The 19733-nt window shown below is 76.3% G+C and carries 22 protein-coding genes; 11 read left to right on the top strand and 11 right to left on the bottom strand.

Annotated elements, in window-relative coordinates; all coding sequences use genetic code 11:
* Positions 1-971, top strand: a 971-nt coding sequence (locus PKA89_RS19175) for a histidine kinase (protein WP_324422273.1), incomplete at its 5' end; no start/stop codon positions are given.
* The gene (locus PKA89_RS19170; RefSeq protein WP_324422271.1) at positions 968-1624 is read left to right on the top strand and encodes a response regulator transcription factor; all 657 of its coding nucleotides are present in this window, start codon (positions 968-970) and stop codon (positions 1622-1624) included. The genes PKA89_RS19175 and PKA89_RS19170, both read left to right, overlap by 4 nt.
* 222 nt (positions 1625-1846) lie before the next feature.
* On the opposite strand, the gene PKA89_RS19165 is transcribed toward PKA89_RS19170, so the two are convergent.
* Both PKA89_RS19165 and PKA89_RS19160 read right to left on the bottom strand, forming a co-directional pair.
* Positions 1847-2833 carry a succinylglutamate desuccinylase/aspartoacylase family protein gene (locus PKA89_RS19165; protein WP_324422269.1) on the bottom strand — a complete coding sequence of 329 codons (987 nt, stop codon included), beginning with the start codon at positions 2831-2833 and terminating at the stop codon, positions 1847-1849.
* On the bottom strand, positions 2833-3309 hold the full coding sequence (locus PKA89_RS19160; RefSeq protein ID WP_324422267.1) for a RimK/LysX family protein: 477 nt from the start codon (positions 3307-3309) through the stop codon (positions 2833-2835). Before PKA89_RS19160 ends, PKA89_RS19165 begins: the two co-directional genes overlap by 1 nt.
* Positions 3310-3332: 23 nt before the next feature.
* Here PKA89_RS19160 and PKA89_RS19155 point away from each other — a divergent pair, with 23 nt between their 5' ends.
* On the top strand, positions 3333-4532 hold the full coding sequence (locus PKA89_RS19155; RefSeq protein WP_324422265.1) for a RimK family alpha-L-glutamate ligase: 1200 nt from the start codon (positions 3333-3335) through the stop codon (positions 4530-4532).
* Positions 4533-4554: 22 nt separating this feature from the next.
* Here PKA89_RS19155 and PKA89_RS19150 read toward each other — a convergent pair whose 3' ends face one another.
* The gene (locus PKA89_RS19150; protein WP_324422263.1) at positions 4555-5064 is read right to left on the bottom strand and encodes a GNAT family N-acetyltransferase; all 510 of its coding nucleotides are present in this window, start codon (positions 5062-5064) and stop codon (positions 4555-4557) included.
* Entirely contained in the window at positions 5061-6035 is a 975-nt protein-coding gene (locus tag PKA89_RS19145) for an NAD-dependent protein deacetylase (RefSeq protein ID WP_324422261.1), read from the bottom strand. Before PKA89_RS19145 ends, PKA89_RS19150 begins: the two co-directional genes overlap by 4 nt.
* 117 nt (positions 6036-6152) lie before the next feature.
* On the opposite strand from PKA89_RS19145, the gene PKA89_RS19140 reads away from it, so the two are divergent.
* Positions 6153-7106: a LysR family transcriptional regulator gene (locus tag PKA89_RS19140; RefSeq protein WP_324422259.1), complete on the top strand. Its 954-nt coding sequence runs from the start codon at positions 6153-6155 to the stop codon at positions 7104-7106.
* Positions 7107-7133: 27 nt separating this feature from the next.
* Here the strand turns inward: PKA89_RS19140 and PKA89_RS19135 are convergent, their stop codons facing one another.
* The 5 genes from PKA89_RS19135 to PKA89_RS19115 form a co-directional block, all read right to left on the bottom strand.
* Positions 7134-9530, bottom strand: coding sequence for a ComEC/Rec2 family competence protein (locus PKA89_RS19135; RefSeq protein WP_324422256.1), 2397 nt, complete (start codon positions 9528-9530; stop codon positions 7134-7136).
* On the bottom strand, positions 9527-10510 hold the full coding sequence (locus tag PKA89_RS19130; RefSeq protein ID WP_324422254.1) for a helix-hairpin-helix domain-containing protein: 984 nt from the start codon (positions 10508-10510) through the stop codon (positions 9527-9529). Before PKA89_RS19130 ends, PKA89_RS19135 begins: the two co-directional genes overlap by 4 nt.
* A gap of 143 nt (positions 10511-10653) precedes the next feature.
* Complete coding sequence (locus tag PKA89_RS19125; RefSeq protein WP_324422252.1) at positions 10654-11259, bottom strand: glycerol-3-phosphate acyltransferase; 606 nt, start codon at positions 11257-11259, stop codon at positions 10654-10656.
* A gap of 12 nt (positions 11260-11271) precedes the next feature.
* On the bottom strand, positions 11272-12135 hold the full coding sequence (locus PKA89_RS19120) for a DegV family protein (RefSeq protein WP_324422250.1): 864 nt from the start codon (positions 12133-12135) through the stop codon (positions 11272-11274).
* Positions 12136-12144: 9 nt separating this feature from the next.
* A complete protein-coding gene (locus PKA89_RS19115) occupies positions 12145-12768 on the bottom strand; it encodes a hypothetical protein (protein WP_324422248.1) in 624 nt (207 codons plus the stop codon).
* Between the two features lie 26 nt (positions 12769-12794).
* Here PKA89_RS19115 and PKA89_RS19110 point away from each other — a divergent pair, with 26 nt between their 5' ends.
* Together PKA89_RS19110 and PKA89_RS19105 are read left to right on the top strand one after the other, a co-directional pair.
* On the top strand, positions 12795-13544 hold the full coding sequence (locus PKA89_RS19110) for a response regulator transcription factor (protein WP_324422246.1): 750 nt from the start codon (positions 12795-12797) through the stop codon (positions 13542-13544).
* Complete coding sequence (locus PKA89_RS19105) at positions 13541-14833, top strand: HAMP domain-containing sensor histidine kinase (protein WP_324422244.1); 1293 nt, start codon at positions 13541-13543, stop codon at positions 14831-14833. Before PKA89_RS19110 ends, PKA89_RS19105 begins: the two co-directional genes overlap by 4 nt.
* A 28-nt stretch (positions 14834-14861) precedes the next feature.
* Here the strand turns inward: PKA89_RS19105 and PKA89_RS19100 are convergent, their stop codons facing one another.
* Entirely contained in the window at positions 14862-15281 is a 420-nt protein-coding gene (locus tag PKA89_RS19100) for a hypothetical protein (protein ID WP_324422242.1), read from the bottom strand.
* Between the two features lie 215 nt (positions 15282-15496).
* On the opposite strand from PKA89_RS19100, the gene PKA89_RS19095 reads away from it, so the two are divergent.
* Genes PKA89_RS19095 through PKA89_RS19075 form a run of 5 tightly spaced genes read left to right on the top strand, consistent with a single transcriptional unit; the run spans position 15497 to position 19035 of the window.
* The gene (locus PKA89_RS19095) at positions 15497-15967 is read left to right on the top strand and encodes a hypothetical protein (protein WP_324422240.1); all 471 of its coding nucleotides are present in this window, start codon (positions 15497-15499) and stop codon (positions 15965-15967) included.
* Positions 15964-16935: an FAD:protein FMN transferase gene (locus PKA89_RS19090; protein ID WP_324422238.1), complete on the top strand. Its 972-nt coding sequence runs from the start codon at positions 15964-15966 to the stop codon at positions 16933-16935. Before PKA89_RS19095 ends, PKA89_RS19090 begins: the two co-directional genes overlap by 4 nt.
* Positions 16932-17555: a ferric reductase gene (locus PKA89_RS19085; protein WP_324422236.1), complete on the top strand. Its 624-nt coding sequence runs from the start codon at positions 16932-16934 to the stop codon at positions 17553-17555. The genes PKA89_RS19090 and PKA89_RS19085 overlap by 4 nt, the downstream gene beginning before the upstream one ends.
* Positions 17552-18814, top strand: coding sequence for an NADH-ubiquinone oxidoreductase-F iron-sulfur binding region domain-containing protein (locus PKA89_RS19080; protein WP_324422234.1), 1263 nt, complete (start codon positions 17552-17554; stop codon positions 18812-18814). The genes PKA89_RS19085 and PKA89_RS19080 overlap by 4 nt, the downstream gene beginning before the upstream one ends.
* Entirely contained in the window at positions 18811-19035 is a 225-nt protein-coding gene (locus PKA89_RS19075) for a ferredoxin (RefSeq protein ID WP_324422232.1), read from the top strand. The genes PKA89_RS19080 and PKA89_RS19075 overlap by 4 nt, the downstream gene beginning before the upstream one ends.
* Positions 19036-19075: 40 nt before the next feature.
* On the opposite strand, the gene PKA89_RS19070 is transcribed toward PKA89_RS19075, so the two are convergent.
* Positions 19076-19733: aminotransferase class V-fold PLP-dependent enzyme (locus PKA89_RS19070; RefSeq protein ID WP_324422230.1), on the bottom strand; the 658-nt coding region annotated here is incomplete at its 5' end.

Here is a 19733-nt window from a genome sequence, read left to right as displayed (position 1 = left end):
GCGCGGTGCTTCTCACGGGGCTGATCGACCCCCCGTTCCTCGCCGGCGGCAACATCACCTGGTTGCTCACCTGGCTGCTCGTCCACTGGACCCTCGGCCGCTGGACGCGGGGCCGCGCCGCGTGGTCGGCCCCGCTCGTCGTCCTGACCATGACCTTTCTGCTCCTGCTCGGCGACAGCACCGCGTCGGTCGAGAGCACCGGCGACGTCGCGTACTTCCTCTCGGTCACCGCAATGCCCTGGCTGGCCGGCCTCGTCCTGCGTCTGCGGGAGGAACACGTCGCCGAGCTCGAGGCCGAGAACGGACGCCTGGAAGCCGAGCAGGCGGAGGCGGCCCGCCGGGCCGTGGCCGAGGAGCGGGCCCGCATCGCCCGAGAGCTGCACGACGTCGTGAGCCACGCCATCTCCGTGAGCATCCTCCAGGCACGGGGCGCGCGCCGGTCCCTGCGGGTCGAGGAGACGGAGGTCCGTGGCGCCCTGGACGCCATCGAGCAGACGAACACCGCGGCCCTCGGCGACATGCGCCGGCTCCTCGCGGCCCTGCGGGACGTCGAGGACGACCCGACGACGGACCGTTCCCCGCAACCGGGGCTCGCCGACCTCGAGGCCCTCGTGGAGCAGGTCCGCTCGTCAGGGCTCTCCGTCCGGCTCGAGGTCGAGGGGTCTCCGGCCTCGGTACCGCCGGGGATCGACCTGTCGGCCTACCGGATCGTCCAGGAGGCGCTGACCAACGTCCTGAAGCACGCGGAGCACGCGAGCGCCGAGGTGCGGCTGCGCTACGGCCCGGACGCGCTCGACGTGACCGTCTGCGACACCGGGACCCGCCGGCAAGGAGAGCCCGGTTCCGGCCTCGGCCTCGTCGGCATCCGCGAGCGGGTCGCCGTCGTCGGGGGGGACGTACGGGTCGGACCGGTTGCCGGTGGCGGCTTCGAGGTGGCGGCGCGGTTGCCGTTCTCCGTGGAGCCGGCATGACTCCCGTGCGCGTGCTGCTGGCCGACGACCAGCCGCTCGTGCGCGCCGGGCTGAGAATGATCCTCGCGCCGGAGCCGGACCTCGAGGTCGTCGCGGAGGCGGGCGACGGACGAGCGGCCATGCTCGCCGCCCGGGAGCACCACCCGGACGTCGTCCTCATGGACGTGCGGATGCCCGAGGTCGACGGCATCGAGGCCACCCGGACCATCACGAGGATGACCGACCCCCCGCGCGTGCTCGTGCTCACGACCTTCGACCTCGACGAGGTCGTCTACGACGCGCTGCGCGCCGGCGCGAGCGGCTTCCTCCTCAAGGACGCGCCCGAGGAGCGGCTCGTCACGGCCGTGCGGGTCGTCGCGGACGGTGGGGCGCTCTTCGCTCCGAGCGTCACCCGGCGGCTCATCGAGGAGTTCGCAGCGCGCGCGCCGGCGGGCGCGGCCCGAGGACTCGAGCAGCTGTCCTCGCGGGAGAACGAGGTGCTGCGCATGATGGCGCGCGGGCTCTCGAACGGAGAGATCGCCGCGGAGCTCTTCGTCTCCGAGAACACCGTCAAGACCCACGTGGCCAGGGTCCTCATGAAGCTCGGTGTGCGCGACCGGGTGCAGGCGGTCGTCGTCGCCTACGAGTCGGGGCTCGTGCGTCCCGCCGGCTGACGCCGTCCGGCGTGCCCGACATCACGTCGCCGCGGCGATCTCGCCCGGCCGACGTGCCAGGACGGGGCGGCGAGGCACTATCGGGGCGGCGAGGCACGATCGGGGCGGCGAGGCACGATCGGCACGGCACGGCAGGATCAGCACGGCACGTCACGATCGGGGCGCCGAGGCAGGCTCGCCAGGGCACGACGGCCCGGGGCTTCGCAGGACCGCCCTGCGGGGTCAGCTCCGGGGCTCGGGTTCCTCGACCTCGGCGATGTGGACGACCGCGTCCCCGGAGTTGACCAGCGGCGCCTCGGTGCGCCCGACGACGATGCCGGAGCGGTCGGCGTGCACCAGGCGTACCCGCTTGCCGAGCGAGTCGAACAGGCCGCCGAGCCGCGCCCCCCGGACGACCCGGTCGCCGAGCGCCACCTCGAGGTGCAGCATCCCGGTCCCCCGGGCGCGCACCCAGCCGCTGCGGAACGAGACGGCCGACGGCGGCGGCGGGTCCTCGGCGACGGGGTCGGTCATCCCCAGGGCTGCCAGCACGCGGCGCACCCCGAGCACGCCGGCGTCGACGGCCCACCGGTCCATCCGCCAGGCCTCGCCCGCCTCGTACAGCAGCACGGTCGCGCCGCGCTCCCGGGCGGCGTGCCGCAGCGACCCGTCGCGCAGCCGGGAGTTGAGCATCACCGGGGCCGCGAACGCCTCGGCGAGGGAACGGGTGCGCGGGTCCTCGAGGTCGGCGCGCACCTGCGGCAGGTTGGTGCGCCGGTCCGAGCCGGTGTGCAGGTCGATGCCGACCTCGCACTGGTCGACGACCTCGGTCATGAACAGGTGGGCGATGCGGGCGGCGAGCGAACCACGCGGCGAGCCGGGGAAGGATCGGTTGAGGTCGCGGCGGTCCGGGAGGTAGCGCTCACCGACGGAGAACCCGAGGACGTTGACGATCGGCACGGCGATCACGGTGCCGCGCAACGTCTTCGGGTCGAGCCCGGCGACGACCTGGCGCACCACCTCGACGCCGACCGCCTCGTCGCCGTGGATGGCGGCGTCGACCCACACCGTCGGGCCCTCCTCGCGGCCGTGGACCACCCGGACCGGCAGCTCGACGTCGGCCCCGGTGACGAGCCGGGTGATCGGCAGCGACACCGACTGCGTGCGGCCGGCCCGCACCCGGACGTGCCCGATCTCGAACGACGGCCGGAGGGTGCGTCGTGGCGCCATCAGCCCTTCCCCCGGTTGCGGCGGCGCATCGCGAGCGGCGGCCGGCCGCCGAGGTAGGAACGGCCGGGGTCGACGGCGAAGCCCTGGCGCAGCGCCTCGCGGCCGACGAGCATCCGGAAGCCCATCTCGTCGCGGCGGGCCAGCGTCACCTCCGCGGCGACCTCGCGACCCATCAGGACGAGGTCCATCGCGACGACGAGCCGCTCCTCGGCGTGGCCGGAGGACGAGCGCACCCCACGGACGTCGAGGACCGGGCACTCGCACTGCACCGCGTCGGCGGACGAGCGCTGCCACGGGTGGATGCTGAAGCGGGCCCAGCGCCGGCCGTCGCGCTCGAGGTCCTCGAGGTCGAAGGCGTGGACCGCCGAGGACCGGGCGCCGGTGTCGAGCTTGGCCTTGACCCAGGGAACGCCCAGCGCGGGGAGGCTCACCCACTCCCGCCAACCTGCGAGGGTGTAGGAATGGCTGTCCGTCATCCGTCCTCTCCCGCCGGGGAACCATGAAGCTCGCGATCCTCTCCCGCGCGCCTCGCTCGTACAGTACGCAGCGCCTGCGCACCGCCGCCCTCGACCGGGGTCACCAGGTCAAGGTCCTCAACACCCTCCGGTTCGGGATCGACCTCTCCGGGGACGAGCCGGACCTGCAGTTCCGGGGCAAGCGGCTCTCGAGCTACGACGCCATCCTGCCGCGGATCGGCAACTCCATCACCTACTTCGGCACCGCCGTGGTGCGCCAGTTCGAGCAGATGGACGTCTACACGCCGAACACCTCGTGGGGCATCGCGAACTCGCGGGACAAGCTGCGCGCCACCCAGATCCTCTCCCGGCACAACATCGGGATGCCGGCGACGACCTTCGTGCGCAACCGGGCCGACCTCGTCCCCGCCATCGAGCGGGTCGGCGGGGCACCGGTCGTCATCAAGCTGCTCGAGGGCACCCAGGGCATCGGGGTGATCCTCGCCCCGGAGCTCAAGGTCGCCGAGGCGATCATCGAGACGCTCCAGTCGACCCGCCAGAACGTGCTGATCCAGCACTTCGTCAAGGAGAGCAGGGGCCGGGACATCCGGGCGCTCGTCGTCGGCGACCGCGTGGTCGCGGCGATGCGGCGCGTCGCCAAGGGTGAGGAGTTCCGGTCCAACGTGCACCGCGGCGGCTCGGTCGAGCCGGTCGAGCTCGAGCCGGAGTTCGAGCGGGCGGCGGTGCGCTCGGCGCAGATCATGGGGCTGCGGGTCGCCGGCGTCGACATGCTCGAGGGGGCCGACGGTCCGCTCGTGATGGAGGTCAACTCCTCCCCCGGGCTCGAGGGCATCGAGACGGCCACGAAGCTCGACGTCGCCGGCGCGATCATCGACCACATCGACAACCAGGTCGCGTTCCCCGAGATCGACGTGCGGCAGCGGCTCACCGTCTCGACGGGCTACGGCGTCGCCGAGATCGCAGTGCACGAGGCGTCCGACCTCGTCGGGAAGTCGTTGGGCGACAGCGGGCTTCGGGAGCGCGACATCACGGCGCTCACGCTGCACCGGGGGACGACGGTCATCCCGAACCCGAACAGCCACCACGTCCTCGAGGCCGGCGACCGGCTGCTCTGCTTCGGCAATCTCGAGGAGATGCGCTCGATGATCCCGAGCCGCCGGCGTCGGACCCGCAAGGTCAAGCGGCTGCCCAAGGAGCCGATCCACGACGTGCGCCCCGAGTGAGCGCCGCGGGGACCGTCCGACGTCAGGTGGGCTCCGGGCGCAGCCGCTGCCAGAACGCGGTGTCGACCCAGTGACCGAACTTGTGACCGACCTCGCGCAGGGTGCCGACGTGCTCGAAGCCGAGCGCCCGGTGGAGCGCCTCGCTCGCCGGGTTGGGCTGGGCGATGACGGCGACGCACGTGTGGATGCCGTCGGCGTCGACCCGGGCGAGCAGCTCGTCGTAGAGCCGGCGCCCCAGGCCGCGGCCGCGGGCGTGCTCGGCGAGGTAGACCGACACCTCGCGGGTGCCGTCGTAGGCGGTGCGTGGCCGGTAGGTGCCGGAGAACGCGTAGCCGACGACGCGGTGCTCGGCGTCGACGGCGACGAGGACGTGGTCGCCGCGGCGGGTGGAGGCGAGGCGGTCGGCGTAGTGGTCGTCGGGGCGTGGCTCGACGTCGAAGGTGGCGACCGTGCGGGCGACGGCGTCGTTGTAGATGGCCGCCATCCCCGCCAGGTCCGCCGTTGTGGCGGAACGGATCTCGACGTCGCTCACGCCGCGGCCCCGTGCCGGACGAGGCGTTCGAGCGTGGGGGCGAGCGGCGCGTCGACCCGCAGGGTCATGTGCTCGTCGCCGCGGGTCGGGCCCCGGGTGACGGCCATGACCGGGATGCCCCGCCGCGCGGCGTGCCGGACGAAGCGGAGCCCGGACATCACGGCGAGCGACGAACCGAGGACGAGGAGGGCCGGCGCGGCGTCGGTGAGCGCGAAGCAGGCCTCGACCCGCTCGCGCGGCACCGCGCCGCCGAAGAACACGACGTCGGGCTTGAGGGTGTCCGCGCCGCAGCCGAGGCAGAGCGGCAGCCGGAAGCCGGAGACGGCGTCGTCGGGCAAGACGACGTCGCCGTCCGGGCGGATCTGGCTGCTGACCCGCGAGCCGTCCGGCGCCTCGCCGCGCACCCGGGCCCCGAAGCCCGGGTTGGCGGCGGCCATCCGGGCCTGGAGCTCCTCGCGGCCGGACCGGTCGCCGCAGGTGAGGCAGACGACCTCGGCGAGCGTGCCGTGCAGCTCGGTGACCTCGCGCGAGCCGGCCGCCTGGTGCAGGCCGTCGACGTTCTGGGTGACGACCGGGCCGAGGAGGCCGGCGTCCTGGAGGGCCGCGACCGCGTGGTGGCCGGCGTTGGGCTCGGCCCGGCTGAAGCGCTGCCAGCCGACGAAGGAGCGCGCCCAGTACCTCTGCCGGTTCTCGCTCGAGGCGCAGAACTCGCCGTGCTGCATCGGCATCACCCGGCGGGTGCCGTCGCGGCCGCGGTAGTCGGGGATGCCGGAGTCGGTGGACATGCCGGCGCCGGTGAGGACGAGGGTGCCGGGGTGCTCGCGGAGGAGGGCCGCGAGCCGGTCGACGGCGCCGGGGTCGCGGGTCTCGGCGGGCAGCTCGCGGGTCGCCCACGGCGGGGTCTGCCCCACGGCGTCGCGGGCGGCGAGGCGCGGCGCCGACGCGGCGGGCGTGGTGGGGACCTCCGTCACCGTCCCAGTATCCCCCGACCCACCAACACCACCGCCGGGTGCGTGGCCCACCGAGCCCGATGACGCGGTGTTGCACATCGCCGGCCCTCGATAACACGGGCTTATAGGATGGTGCCCATGATCGACGCCGCCGGCCTGCGCGTGATGCGGGCGATCGCCGACGAGGGCAGCTTCACCGCGGCCGCCGCCTCCCTCGGGTACACCCAGCCGGCCATCTCGCAGATGGTCCGTCGCCTCGAGCAGCGCACCGGCACGGTGCTCGTCGAGCGGGTCGGGCGCAACGTCCGGCTCACGGAGGCCGGCCTCGTGCTCGCGCGCCACGCCGGCCCGGTCCTCGCGGCGCTCGACGCCGCCGAGGAGGAGGTCGCCGCGATCGCCGGGCTGCGCAGCGGCCGGGTCCGCCTCATGGCCTTCCCGTCGGCGTCGGCCACCCTCGTTCCGCGCGCGCTGTCGCTCGTCAAGCAGCGCTTCCCCGACGTGAGCATCTCGTTCACCGAGGCCGAGCCGCCGGAGAGCATCGCGGCGCTGCGGGCCGGCGAGTGCGACCTCGCCGTCGCGTTCTCCTACGAGGGCACCGACGTGGCCCGCGGCGAGGAGGACCTCGACCAGTTCGTCATCACCCCGCTCCTCGAGGACGAGGTGCGCCTGGCCCTCCCCCGCTCGCACCCGGCCGCCGAGCGCGACACCGTGCAGCTCGCCGACCTCGCGGGCGAGCCGTGGATCGCCGGCTGTCCCCGGTGCCGCGGCCACCTCGTGCAGCTCGCGGACGCCGCCGGGTTCCGCCCGGACGTCGCCTACGAGACCGAGGACTACGTCGCCGTCCTGGGTCTCGTCGCCGAGGGGCTCGGGGTGGCGCTCATCCCCGACCTCATCCTGCGCACCGTGCACCACGACGACGTCGTCGCGCTGCCGATGCTGCCGGCCTCCCGCCGCACCATCACCGCGCTGACCACCCCGGACCTCGGCCGGGTGCCGGCGGTGCGCGCGACCCTCGACGCCCTCGCCGAGAGCGCCGACGCGCAGTCGACCGCGCCGACGACCCGACAGCCGGAGCCCTCCTTCTCGATCTGAGCAGGGTTCGCGCGGACCGTCCTCCGGTCACCGGCTCGTCACCACCCGGGTACCACGGGCGTCCTCGACGAGCGCGACGTCGCCCCGCTGGTCGGTGCGGTAGACGGCGTAGCCGAGCCGGTGCAGCAGGGCGAGGTGCTGCGGCGACGGGTGCCCGTAGTCGTTGTCCTTCCCCACGCTGATGACGCCGACCGGCGCCCGGACCGCGGCCATCAGGTCGGGGTCGAGGTTGGCGCTGCCGTGGTGCGGGGTCTTGACGAGCTCGAACCCGTGCGCCGCGACCGACATCCCCGGGTCGCGGCGCAGCCGGAGCAGGAGGTCGTGGGCGGCCTCGCGCTCGACGTCGCCGAGGAGCAGGGCGTCGACGTCGCCGGTGCGCGCGGCGAGGACGACGCTGGCGTTGTTCGGGACCGAGCCCTCCCCGATGCGGCGCCACGGGCTCCACACGACGGCGTCGAGCTCGCCGAGGGTGAGCCGGTCGCCGGCGTGCAGGGCGACGACGGGCACACCGGCGGCCCGGGCCTCTCGGTCGACCGTCGCGGCGGCGGCCGCGGGCTCGCGGACCGGGCAGACGAGCAGCTCGCGCACCGTGCGGCCGCGGAGCGCGCCCGGCAGCCCGTCGACGTGGTCGGCGTGGAAGTGGGTGAGGACGACCGCGTCGAGGGTGCGCACCCCGAGCCGGTCGAGGCAGCCGTCGACGAGCGGCGGGTCGGGGCCGGTGTCGACGAGCACGGCGCGACCCGGCCCGGAGCGCAGGACGACGGCGTCCCCCTGGCCGAGGTCGCAGACGACGACCCGCCAGCCGTCGGGCGGCCAGGTGACGACGCGGGTCGGCAGGAGGAGCGCCCCGGTGAGCGCGACGACGCCGAACGCGACGACGGGGTGACGGCCCACGCCCGTGACGAGCGCCCGGCCGGTGAGCACGACGAGGAGGAGCAGCGCGGCGAGGAGGAGGGCCCCGGGTGGGCCGTCGGGCCACGGCAGCGTCCCGCCCGGCACCTGCGCCCCGAGCCGGGCGACCCGGGCGATGAGCGACGTCGGCACGACGCCCACCCACGCGACGAGCTCGGCGCCGCGGCCCCACACGAGCGAGACGAGCGAGGCGGCCACGCCGGCCACCGTGGCCGGCGGCACGAGCGGCGCCGCGAGGAGGTTGGCCACCACCCCGACGAGGCTCACCGAGCCCTGGAGCAGGACGATGACCGGCGCCGTCGTGACCTGCGCCGCCACCGGGACGGCGAGGGCCGGGCCCAGCGGTGCGAGCCGGCGGGGCAGCCGGGCGCCGACGGCCTCACCCCAGGGCCGGGTGAAGAGGAGCAGCCCGAGCGTGGCGAGCGTCGAGAGGACGAAGCCGTAGGAGCGGGCGAGCCACGGGTCGGCGGTGAGGACGACGACGACCGCGCCGGCCAGCACCGGCAGCCCGGCCGAGCGGCGCGAGCCGCTCAGCCCGAGCAGGCCGATGGCCCCCATCGCCGCCGCCCGCACGACGCTCGGTTCGGGGCGGGCCAGGACGACGAACCCGGCGAGCGCGAGGCCGGCGAGGAGCGGCCGCAGCCGCCGGGGCACCCCGAGCACCGCGGACAGGCCGAGGACCATCCCGACGACGACGGCGACGTTCGAGCCCGAGACCGCGGTGAGGTGGGTCATCCCGGTGGCCCGCATCGCCTCGGTGAGGTCGGGCGGGGTGCGGCTGGTGTCACCGATGACGAGCCCCGGGAGGAGGCCGCGGGCGTCGGCCGGCGCGGCGTCGACGGCGTCGCGCAGCCCCGCACGCAGCCGCTCCGCACCCCGCGCCACGACACCGGGCGGGGCGAGCACCTCGGGGGTGCCGGAGACGGTGAGCGTGGCGACCCGGTCGTCGGCGGGGTCGAGCGGGCCGAGCCGCCCGTGGACCCGGATCGTCGCGTGCCACGCCGGAGCGGAGAGGTCGGGGCCACCGGTGAGCAGCACCGGGGCCGACGTCGTGGTGGTGCGCCCGCGGCCGGTGAGCAGCTGGACCGTGCCCGTCCGCAGCACGCGGTCGGGGCGGTCCTGGGCGGCGACGCGGATCGGCTCGCCGGTGACGAGCACGTCGGCGGTGACGGCGGCGCGCCGCTCGGCGAGGTCGCGGACGCCGCCCTGCTCGCGCAGCACCGTGCCGGCCACGGCTGCCGCCTGGAGCAGGGTGACGAGCAGGAGACCGAGGACGACCGGCCAATGCCAGCGGGCCGCCGACCCGTCCGGGCGGCGCCGGGCCACCGAGCGGAGGACGACCGCGACGGCCGCGAGCCCGCCGACGACCGCCAGCCGGGCGGGCCATCCCCAGCCGAGCGTGGCGGCGGCGAGCGCCCAGGCGAGGACGGCGGGAGCGAGCAGGCGGAGGTCGCCGCCCTCCGCGGGCAGCGCGTCGCCGGCCCGCTGGAGCAACGCCGACGGGTGGCTCACGGCACGACGAGCGGCCGGACCTGTGCGAGGAGCTTCTCGCCGATTCCGCTCACCTCCCCCAGCTCGTCGACGCTCGTGAACCGGCCGTTCGCGGTGCGCCAGTCGACGATGCGCTGCGCGAGAACCGGGCCGATGCCGGGCAGGGTGTCGAGGGTGGCGACGTCGGCCGTGCTCAGCGAGATCTGGCCGCCCCCAGCCGGATCGCCGGAACCCCCGGGACCCCCGGCGCCGCCCGAGGCGGCCACCCCGCCGCCAGGCCGGGGGACGACCTCCCCCGGTGCGGGCACCCGGACCTGCTCGCCGTCGACGAGCAGCCGGGCGAGGTTGAGCGCGGCGACGTCAGCGCCCGGCGACGCCCCGCCCGCGGCCGCGACGGCGTCGGCGACCCGCGACCCGACGGGAAGGCGGAGGACGCCCGGGTGCCGGACCCGGCCGACCACGTGGACGACGAGCACCGCCGAGCCGCTCGCCCCGACGCTCGGGGTGGGCGACGCACCGACACCGGGATCGGACGCCCCGGCGGACGGACCGCCCTGCGGCACACCGACCGACACCGCCCCGGCGGAGACCCCCACGGGGCCGTCGCGGCTGCCCGGCGCGACGACGTCGCCGTGCCCGGAGCCCGCCCGGGCGACGCGCAGGCCGAGGACGAGCACGGCGAGCACCACGACGACGAGCACGCCGAGCACGGCGGACCGGCCGGGCTGCCAGCGGGCGCCCGACAGCGTCGCGGGCAGCCGCGCGAAGCCCCGGAGCCGGGCCCACGGCCGGTCCCGACGCTCCCGCGCCCGTCCCCGTCCCCGGGCCGCCCGCCGCCGCTCCGGCACCTCCTCGTCCCGGGCCTGCGGCAGCTCCGGGGGCGACGTGCCGGACGGGCGCGACGGGAGCCATCCGCCCGCCGTGACCCGGCCGCGCGCGGACGAGCGCAGCCACGCCATCGCCCGGGGGGAGACGGCGGCGGGGTCGGGTCGCTCGCGCATGTCGTGACGCTAGGGACCCCGACCCGCCACCGGCCGCTGCCCCCGGCGATCTGTGGACGGCCACCCCGCCCCGACCGCCCTGTGGACGACGCCCCGGCCCCGGGACTCGCCGGCCCCCGGGACTCACCCGCAGCGGGAGGACCTCAGGCCCTGCGGTGCCGCCCCCACCAGGCGACGACGTTGCGCCGGTGCCGGGAGAGGACGACGAGGGCGAGGACGACGAGCCATCCACCCACCGGCCGACCGACGACCGGCAGCCACCCGCCGAGCCCCAGCGCCCCGATGCCGACGAGGACGAGCGTGACGACGACCGACGCCTCGCCGACGAAGCGGACGACCGACACCGCGACACCGAAGACGACGAGCGCGACGAGGGCGACGAGCGGCGCGACGGCGAGGATCGCGCCGAGCGCGCAGGCCACGCCCTTGCCGCCGTGCCCGCGGAGGAAAGGACTGAAGACGTGTCCGAGGACCACCGCCAGCCCCGCGACGAGCGCCGCCCACAGCCCGAACCGCCAGAGGGCGAGCAGCGTCGGCAGGTACGCCTTGGCCACGTCGAGGACGAGGACGAGGACGCCCCACTTCCGGCCCAGCACCCGGCCGGCGTTCGTCGCGCCCGGGTTGCCCGAGCCGGCACCGCGCAGGTCGACCCCGAGGGCCCGGGCGACGAGCGTCGCGGGGTTGACCGCACCGACGAGGAAGGCCACGACGGCCACCACGAGCAGCCCGAGCGCGCCGCCGACGGTCACCGGGTCACCGCGTCACCGGGCGACCCGCGGCACGACGGCCACGGCGAGGGTGCCCGGACCGACGTGCGCTCCGACGACGGCGCCGAGCTCCACGACCCGCACCGCCGACCCGGTCAGCCGCGACCCGAGCCGCTCGGCGAGCCGGTCGGCCCGCTCGGCGGAGTCGAGGTGGTGCACGGCGACGTCGACCCCGGGCGCGCCGTCGGCGAGGGCCGACTCGACCGCCTCCACCGCGATCTCCTCGAGCCGAGCGATGGCCCGGCTCGAGGTGCGGACCCGCTCGAGCGGGACGATGTGCCCTTCGCGCAGCCCGAGGATCGGCTTGATGGACAGCGCCGACCCGACGAGCGCGCCCGCCCGTCCGATGCGGCCTCCGCGGCGCAGGTACTCGAGGGTGTCGACGTAGAAGACGACGCTCGCCCCGGCACACGTGGCGCGGACCAGTGCCTCGACCTCGTCGAGGCCCGCGCCGTCGCGCGCCGCCCGGGCCCCGGCGAGGACCGCCTCGCCCATGACCATCCCGAGCGCCCGCGAGTCGAGGACCCGGACCGGCACCGGCGACTCGGCGGCCGCGAGCTCGGCGCCGGCGACGGTGCTCGACAGCTCGCCGGAGATGTGCACCGACACGATCCCGTCGGCGCCGTCACGGGCCGCCGCCTCGTAGGCCTCGAGGAACGCCGCCGGCGCCGGCCGCGACGTGGACACCGGCGTGAACGAGCGCAGCGCCGCGGCGACCTCCGCCGCCCCGACGTCGACCCCCTCGCGGTGCTCGCGTCCCCCGACGACGACGTGCAGCGGCACGACGTGCACCGGCAGCCCGTCGAGGTCCTCCGCAGGGAGGTAGGCCGTCGAGTCGGTGACGATCGCGGTGGTCACCACCGCAGGCTAGTGCGACGTGCGGGTCGGCACGCCCTGGACGCAGGCGACCGTCAGCTCGACCTCTCCGTCGCCGTCGGAGGCGACCGCGGCCCCCTCACGGTCGCCGTCGCCACCCGAGGTGCGCTTGAAGTGCACCGACAGCCGGGTGCGGCCGACCTCCTCCTCGACCCGCCAGCCGTACCGCACCGTGATCGACTCGCGGCGGATGGCCGAGCCGGTGCACGACGCGACGAGCGTGCCGCCCTCGGTCGTGAAGGACGCCGTGCGCCTGGTCGGGGGCGGCGGGCTCGGTGGCCGCGTCGTGCGCGTCGGGGAGGAGGTGCCCGGTGGCGTGGTCCGGCTGTGCGTCGGGGCCGTCGCGGGCGGGCTGCTCGTCCCGTCGTCGGGCTCGTCGCTCGAGCGCGTCGGCGTCGGGGTGGCGTGGGTCGTGCCCGGGCTCGTCGAGGAGCCGGACGTGGACGCGTCGTCCGGGCCGTCGGTGGCCGCCGTGCGCAGGGCCGACACCTGGCCGACCTCGCTGCCCGCCCGCGAGACGACCGCGAAGGTCAGCCCACCGACGACGAGGACGACGACCACCCATCCGGTGACCATCGCCACGACCCGGCGCCGTGTGGTGTCCACGCGCGTCACCCCGTCCCTGCTCTACCGTGCCCACTGTGGCACACGTGCTCGTCATCGAGGACGACCCGGCGATCCGGTCCGCCCTCGTCCGTTCCCTCACCGACCGGGGGCACGCGGTCTCGAGCGCCCGCGCCGGCCTGGACGGCCTCCAGCAGGCCCTCGACGACTCCCCCGACGTCGTCCTGCTCGACCTGGGCCTGCCCGACCTCGACGGCCACAGCCTGCTGAGCATGCTGCGCGCGGTCCGCCAGACGCCGGTCATCGTCGTCACCGCCCGCGACGACGACCCCTCGGTCGTCAAGGCCCTCGACGCCGGCGCCGACGACTACGTCGTCAAGCCGTTCGGGATGGACCAGCTCGAGGCCCGGATGCGCGCGGTGCTGCGCCGCACCAGCGGCGACGGCGGCAGCCAGGCCCTCGAGATCGGCGAGCTGGCCATCGACCCGGCGTCGCGCGAGGCCACGCTGCGCGGCGAGGCGCTCGACCTCTCCCGCCGCGAGTTCGACCTGCTGCTGTACCTCGCGCGGCACGCCGGCGAGGTGGTCAGCAAGCGCGAGGTCCTCGCGGACGTCTGGAACCAGCCGTACGGCGGCGGTGAGCGCACCGTCGACGTCCACCTGTCGTGGCTGCGGCGCAAACTCGGCGAGAGCGCGGCTCATCCGGGATACCTCCACAGCATCCGCGGGGTCGGCATCCGGCTCGCGGCGCCCAGCGAGGACCTCGAGGGACCCGCCGACGACTCCGCCGACGACGCTCCCGACGGCGCTCCCGACCCCCGGCCATGACCCGCCGGATCGCGTGGCTCGTCGCGGCGACGACCTCGGCCGTCGTCGTGGCGTTCGTCGTCCCGCTCTGCTTCCTCGTGGCCAACATCGCCTCCGACCGCGCGACGACCCGGGCCCGCGAGCAGGCGCAGTCGATCGCCCGGATCGTGGCGACGGGTGCCGAGACGGACGCCCTGCAGCGCACGGTGCGCGACGCGAGCGCGCAGGGACCGGACGTCGTCGTCGTGCAGCCGGACGGCACCGTCATCGGCGGGGACGCGCCACTCGACGCCCGCACCCTCGTGGCCATCGAGCGGGCCCGCCGGGACGGCTCCGCCTTCACGAGCAGCCGGCCGGGCGGGCTCGACGCGCTCGTCGCCGTGGTCACGCCGAGCGGGCGGGCGGTCGTCGTCTCGAGCGTGTCGACCGACGAGCTGCGCGCCGGCGTGCCGAGGGCGTGGCTGACCATCGGCGGCCTCGGGGTGGTCCTCGTCGGGCTCTCCGTGGCCGCGGCGTGGAACCTCGGGCGCCGGGTCAGCGTGCCGGTGACCGAGGTCGCCGCCGTGGCCCACCGGCTGCGCGAGGGTGACGACTCGGCGCGTGCGGTGCCCGGCGGCCCGCCGGAGACGGCCGAGCTGGGCCGGGCGCTCAACGCGCTCGCCGACCGCATTCACGACCTCGTCGGAGCCGAGCGCGAGGTCGTCGCCGACCTCGGGCACCGGCTGCGCACACCGGTGACGGCGCTGCGCCTCGACACCGACCTCGTCGAGGACCCCGACGTCGCCGACCGGCTGCGGCGCCACGTCGACCACCTGCAGCGCAGCATCGACGAGGTCGTGCGCTCGGCCCGGCGCACCGTCGACTCCGAGCTCGACCCCCGGACGAGCCCCTACCCCGTCGTCGCCGCCCGCGTCGCCTTCTGGGGTCCGCTGGCCGAGGACCAGGGACGCTGGCTGCACCTGACCGGCGACCCGACGACGGCCGCCGTCGCGATGTCCGACGCCGACCTGCGCGAGCTCGTCGACACGGTGCTGGACAACGTCTTCGCGCACACGCCCGAGGGCGCGGACATCCGGGTGCGGGTCGCCCAGCCCGACCGCCGACACGTCGAGGTCGTCGTCGAGGACGCCGGCCCCGGGATGGACCTGCCGTGGCGCGGCCGGGGGCACAGCGCCGGCGGGTCGACCGGGCTCGGGCTGGCCATCGTGCACCGCATCGCGGAGCAGGCCGGTGGCACGGTCGAGCTCGGGCGCTCCGACCTCGGCGGCCTGCTGGTCCGGGTGGCCCTGCCCACCACCGACCGCGGCTGACCGCCGGCCCACGAGGAGCCGGACGACGTCAGTCGTCCCCGTACCCACCGTGGTCGTCGTCACCGTCGTGGTCGTCCTCGCCACCGTGGTCGTCACCGTCGTCGTCACCGGTCGTCGGACGCGTCGTCGGCGTGGTCGCCGCCGGGCGAGACGTCGGTCCGTGGGTCGGCTCCGCCGTGCGGTCGGAGGTCGACGAGCTGGACCGGACCGAGGCGGGCACGGTGAAGGTCGGGCCGGGCACGTGCGTGACGCACACCCCGTGCTCGAGCTTCGCCGGGGCGGCACACGGCGCGAGGTGGGTGACGGTCGGCGTCGGCACCGGGCCGAACGTGGGGGCCACCTTGACGGTCGCGGCGACCTGGTCGGACGGCGCGGTCGCCGCGTAGACCCCGACGGCCAGCAGGCCGCCGAGCAGGGTGCCGGTCGCGATGGTCGTCGACAGGGACACGGGGTACCTCCGGAGCAGGGTTCGAGGAGGACCATCGTCGGGGGCGCCGGGTCAAGCCCGGGTCGTCCCGGCGCTAAGAGTGCGTTAAGGAACGAGCGGGCCCGGCCGGCCATGACGCTCCCTTAACACGGCGATGACGTGCCCTTCAGGCTCGTCGGCGCATCGTGGAGGACGCGAGACCCTCTGCCCCCGCCGACCACTTCAGGAGAACTTCGGTGAAATCCCTGCTCAGCCGAGGACAACGCGACCGGTCGCGCGCCCTCCTGACGGTGCTCAGCGGCGCGCTCGCAGCGTCGGCGGTCGCGGCGACCGGTGCCGCGACCGCCGCCGTGGCGCGGGAGACCGCGCACCACGACGCCGTCAAGGCACAGGCGAAGGCCGAGGCCGACGCGAAGGCCGCGAAGGAGTACCACGACCAGCTCGTGGCCTGGGCCAAGGCGCACCCCGTGGTCGTCCAGAAGGCCCGCAAGACCAAGCGGGTCGTCGCCAGGAGCGTCATCGTCACCGCCTCGGGCGGCGGCGCGGCGAGGGTCGGCGGCGGCTCCTCCTCCGGGGGCGGCAGCTCCTCGGGCGGCGGAACCTCCTCCGGTGGCGGGTCGACCGGCGACGGGAACGCCGGCGGCACCTCCGTGAGCGCCCCCCCCCCCCCCCCCCCCCCCCCGCCGCCGCCCAGCACCGGGTCATGACCTCGGTGGCCGCTCCGGACGGCGTGACCCTCCACCCGGAGCACGGAGCCGCCTCGTGGCGGGCCATCGGCACCTACGTCGACGTCCGCACGACCCCGGAGGCGCTCACCGACGCCGTCGACCTCGTGGCCGCCGTCGTCGACGAGGTCGACGTCGCGCTCAGCCGGTTCCGGCCGGACAGCGAGCTCGCGCTCGTCAACGCCTCGCCCGGTCGGCCGGTCCTCGTCTCGCCGCTGCTCGTCGGGGCCGTCCGGGTCGCCCTCGAGGCGGCCCGCGAGACCGACGGCATCGTCGACCCGACCCTCGGCGAGGTCCTCGTCGGCGCGGGCTACGACCGCACCTACGCCCTCGTCCCGAGCGACGACCCCTCCCCCGCCGCCCTGCCGTCGGCGCCCGGCTCGTGGCGCGAGGTCCACGTCGACGACTCGACGGTCACCGTGCCCCCCGGCGCCTCCCTCGACTTCGGCGCGACGGGCAAGGCCTACGCCGCCGACCTCGCCGCGCTCACCGTCGTCGAGGAGCTCGGGGTCCCCGTCCTCGTGAGCATCGGCGGTGACCTGCGCGTCGCCGGGCCGACCGGGCGGCCGGTGCCGCCCCAGCCGGTGCGCCTCGGGCACAACCTCGCCGACCTCGAGGCCGGCGGTGCGACGACCACGGTCACCGTCGGGGCCGGCGGTTTCGCGACCTCGAGCGTCTCGGCCCGGCGCTGGCGTCGCGGCGGGCGCCAGTGGCACCACCTGCTGGACCCGCGCACCGGCTCCCCGGCCGACGGCCCGTGGCGCACCGTCACCGCGCTCGGCCACACGGCGGCCGCCGCGAACACCGCCTCGACCGCCGCCGTGGTCCTCGGCGAGCAGGCCCTCGGCTGGCTCACCGACCGTGGCGTCGCCGCCCGGCTCGTCGCGCACGACGGCCGCGTCGCGACCACCCCCGCCTGGACCCTCACCCTCCCGGAGGACCCCCGATGACCTCGCCCCTGCTCTGGTACCTCAACCGCGGCACCGGCATCGTCCTCGTCGTCGTGTTCACCCTGACCGTCGTCCTCGGGGTGCTCGCCACGGGACGCTCGGTCACGCCGTGGTGGCCGCGCTTCGTCACCCAGGGCCTGCACCGCGGGCTGGCGGCGGTGTCGGTCCTCCTCCTCGCCGCGCACGCGGTCCTCGCCGTCGTCGACGAGTTCGTCGACATCCGCTGGTGGCAGGCAGTCGTGCCGTTCGGGGCGACCTACCAGCCCTTCTGGCTGGCGCTCGGGACCGTCGCGCTCGACCTCACCGCGGTCGTCGTCGCCACCTCGCTGGCCCGCACCCGGCTCCCGCACCGGCTCTGGTTCCTCGTCCACCTCACGACGTACGGCGCCTGGGCCGCCGGCGTGGTCCACGGGTTCGGCATCGGCACCGACTCCCGGGTCGGGTGGTCGCTCGTCATCACCGCCGCGTGCGTCGGCGCCGTGGCGCTCGCCGCCCTCGCGCGCGTCGTCGCGGTCCTCGTCGGCCGCTCGCGCTCGGGCCGGACCGAAGGCTCCGGCGGCCGGGGCGGCCATGCCGCCGCCCACGCCCGGCAGCTCGTCCCCGACGGGGGTGGCCGGTGACCATCCGCCCGCCCGCGCGGGTCGAGGTCCGCCCGGGCCCGCTGCTCCTCGCCGGCGTCGACGACGGTCCGTCGCTGCGCGCCCACCGCGCCCGGCTCGGCGACCTGCCGCGCGTCGAGCTGGCCGGCCTCGTCGAGCTCGCGGAGTCCGGCGCCGTGCGCGGGCGCGGTGGGGCCGGCTTCCCGCTGGGCCGGAAGATCCGCACCGTCGCACAGGGCCGCGGGCTGCGCCCCTCCCGCCGCCCGGTCGTCGTCGTCAACGCCGCCGAGGGCGAGCCCGCCAGCGCCAAGGACGAGGCGCTGCTGGGCGTCGCGCCCCACCTCGTCCTCGACGGCGCCGAGCTGGCCGCCCGGGCCCTCGGCGCGCGCCGGGTGCACGTCGTCACCTCCGAGGACCGGCCCCTCGTCGGGCGCGCGGTCGCCTCGGCGGTCGCCGAGCGCGGCGACGGGCGGATCGCCTGGACGACCCACGTCGCGGAGGGCCGGTTCGTGTCGGGCCAGGCCCGGGCCGTCCTCGAGCTGATGGCCGGCCGCCCGGGCCTGCCGGTGACCGCCTGGGCCCCCGAGGCGGTCGACGGCCACAAGGGCCGTCCGACGCTGCTGTCCAACGCGGAGTCGTGGGCCCACCTCGGCCTACTGGCCCTCCTCGGCGCCGACGAGTACGCCCGGTACGGCACGACCGAGGAGCCCGGGACCATGCTGCTCACCCTCACCCGGCCCGCCGACCGGCGTGGCCGGATCGACCTCGCGACCGTCGTCGAGGTCGAGCACGGCTCTGCGGCGGCCGACGTCCTCGACCCCTCGGTGCTCGCGGCGCCGCTGCTCGTCGGCGGCTTCCACGGCTCGTGGCTGCACCCGCGCGACGCGGCCCGGCTCACGTGGTCCCAGCCCCACCTCCGCTCCCTCGGCGCCGCGCTCGGGGCCGGCGCGGTCGTCTCGCTCGCCGACGGGTCGTGCCCGGTCGCGCGGACGGCGCAGTGGACCACCTACCTGGCCGACGAGACCGCCGGCCGGTGCGGCCCGTGCCGCAACGGGCTGCCGGCGCTCGCCGAGGAGGTCCGCGGCCTCGCCGAGGGGGCCGACACCCGGCGCCGGGTCGAGGAGCTGACCGGCCTCGTCACCGGCCGGGGCGCGTGCGCCCATCCCGACGGCACCTCCCGGCTGGTGCGGACGCTCCTCACGGCACTCGCCGACAAGGTCGAGGACCACTTGGCGCACTCCTGCGGGTGCGCGACGACCTTCCCGGCGAGGGTCGCGTGAGCGCCGCGGCGGGAGCCCCGGAGCCGACGCACGCGCTGCGGGTCGACTGGCCGGACTGCCGGGCCCGCGGCCTGTGCGCGGAGCTGCTGCCGGAGCGGATCGTCCTCGACGAGTGGGGCTACCCGCTCGTCCTCGGCCCGGTGCCCGAGGACGAGCTGACCCTGGCCCGGGAGGCGGTCACCGCCTGCCCGCGGCGGGCGCTGCACCTCGTGCGCCGCTGAGCCGTCCGGCCCACCCGACCCGCCCAGCCGGCCCGGCCCGTCACCAGGGCAGCGCGACGTCGAGGACGCGGGCGTCCTCGACCGGCTCCCAGCCGCGCGCCGGGTGCTCGACGTAGCGCAGCACCGGGCCGTGCGACGCGAGGTCGGCCACCGCGGCGAGGAACCGCTCGAGGTGCTCCTCGGTCGTCGCGATGCCGGCGCTCGCCCGCACCGCGGTGTCGCCGGCGGTGCCGGCCACCCGGTCGCGTCCCAGGAGGTGGTCGACGAGCGGGTGGGCGCAGAACCTGCCCGCCCGCACCCCGATGCCGTGCTCGGCGCTCAGCGCGGAGGCGACGAGGTGGCTGTCCAACCCCTCGACGGTGAACGCGGCGACCGGCACCCGGTCGTGGTCGTCCCCGAACAGCGAGTGGACCTGCACCCCGGGGATGCCGCGCAGGCCGGCGAGCAGGCGCGCGCCGAGGCGCCGCTCGTGCTCCTCGACCGCCGCGCGGTGCTGTCGGAGCGCGGCGCAGGCGGCGGCGAGCGCGACGGCGCCGAGGACGTTCGGGCTGCCGCCCTCGTGCCGGGCCGCGCCGGAGGTCCACTCGGTGCCGTCGGCGGTGACGGCCGCGCTGGCACCCCCGCCGGCGAGGGAGGGGTCGGCGGCGTCGAGCCAGTCGGGGCGCCCGACCAGCGCGCCGGGGCCGAACGGGGCGTGG

This window comes from Phycicoccus sp. (assembly GCF_035325325.1).
Classification (GTDB): domain Bacteria; phylum Actinomycetota; class Actinomycetes; order Actinomycetales; family Dermatophilaceae; genus Phycicoccus.
The sequence above is the reverse complement of the archived record's forward strand: the minus strand, read 5'-3'. Positions and strand labels throughout refer to the sequence as shown.

What these genes read in the sequence shown, in the direction of transcription:
- PKA89_RS19085 (WP_324422236.1), top strand. Translation starts at nt 16,932, where the DNA reads ATGACCTCGCCCCTGCTCTGGTACCTCAACCGCGGCACCGGCATCGTC.
- PKA89_RS19130 (WP_324422254.1), bottom strand. Translation starts at nt 10,510, where the DNA reads ATGCGCGAGCGACCCGACCCCGCCGCCGTCTCCCCCCGGGCGATGGCG.
- PKA89_RS19105 (WP_324422244.1), top strand. Translation starts at nt 13,541, where the DNA reads ATGACCCGCCGGATCGCGTGGCTCGTCGCGGCGACGACCTCGGCCGTC.
- PKA89_RS19155 (WP_324422265.1), top strand. Translation starts at nt 3,333, where the DNA reads ATGAAGCTCGCGATCCTCTCCCGCGCGCCTCGCTCGTACAGTACGCAG.
- PKA89_RS19165 (WP_324422269.1), bottom strand. Translation starts at nt 2,833, where the DNA reads ATGGCGCCACGACGCACCCTCCGGCCGTCGTTCGAGATCGGGCACGTC.
- PKA89_RS19160 (WP_324422267.1), bottom strand. Translation starts at nt 3,309, where the DNA reads ATGACGGACAGCCATTCCTACACCCTCGCAGGTTGGCGGGAGTGGGTG.
- PKA89_RS19170 (WP_324422271.1), top strand. Translation starts at nt 968, where the DNA reads ATGACTCCCGTGCGCGTGCTGCTGGCCGACGACCAGCCGCTCGTGCGC.
- PKA89_RS19140 (WP_324422259.1), top strand. Translation starts at nt 6,153, where the DNA reads ATGATCGACGCCGCCGGCCTGCGCGTGATGCGGGCGATCGCCGACGAG.
- PKA89_RS19090 (WP_324422238.1), top strand. Translation starts at nt 15,964, where the DNA reads ATGACCTCGGTGGCCGCTCCGGACGGCGTGACCCTCCACCCGGAGCAC.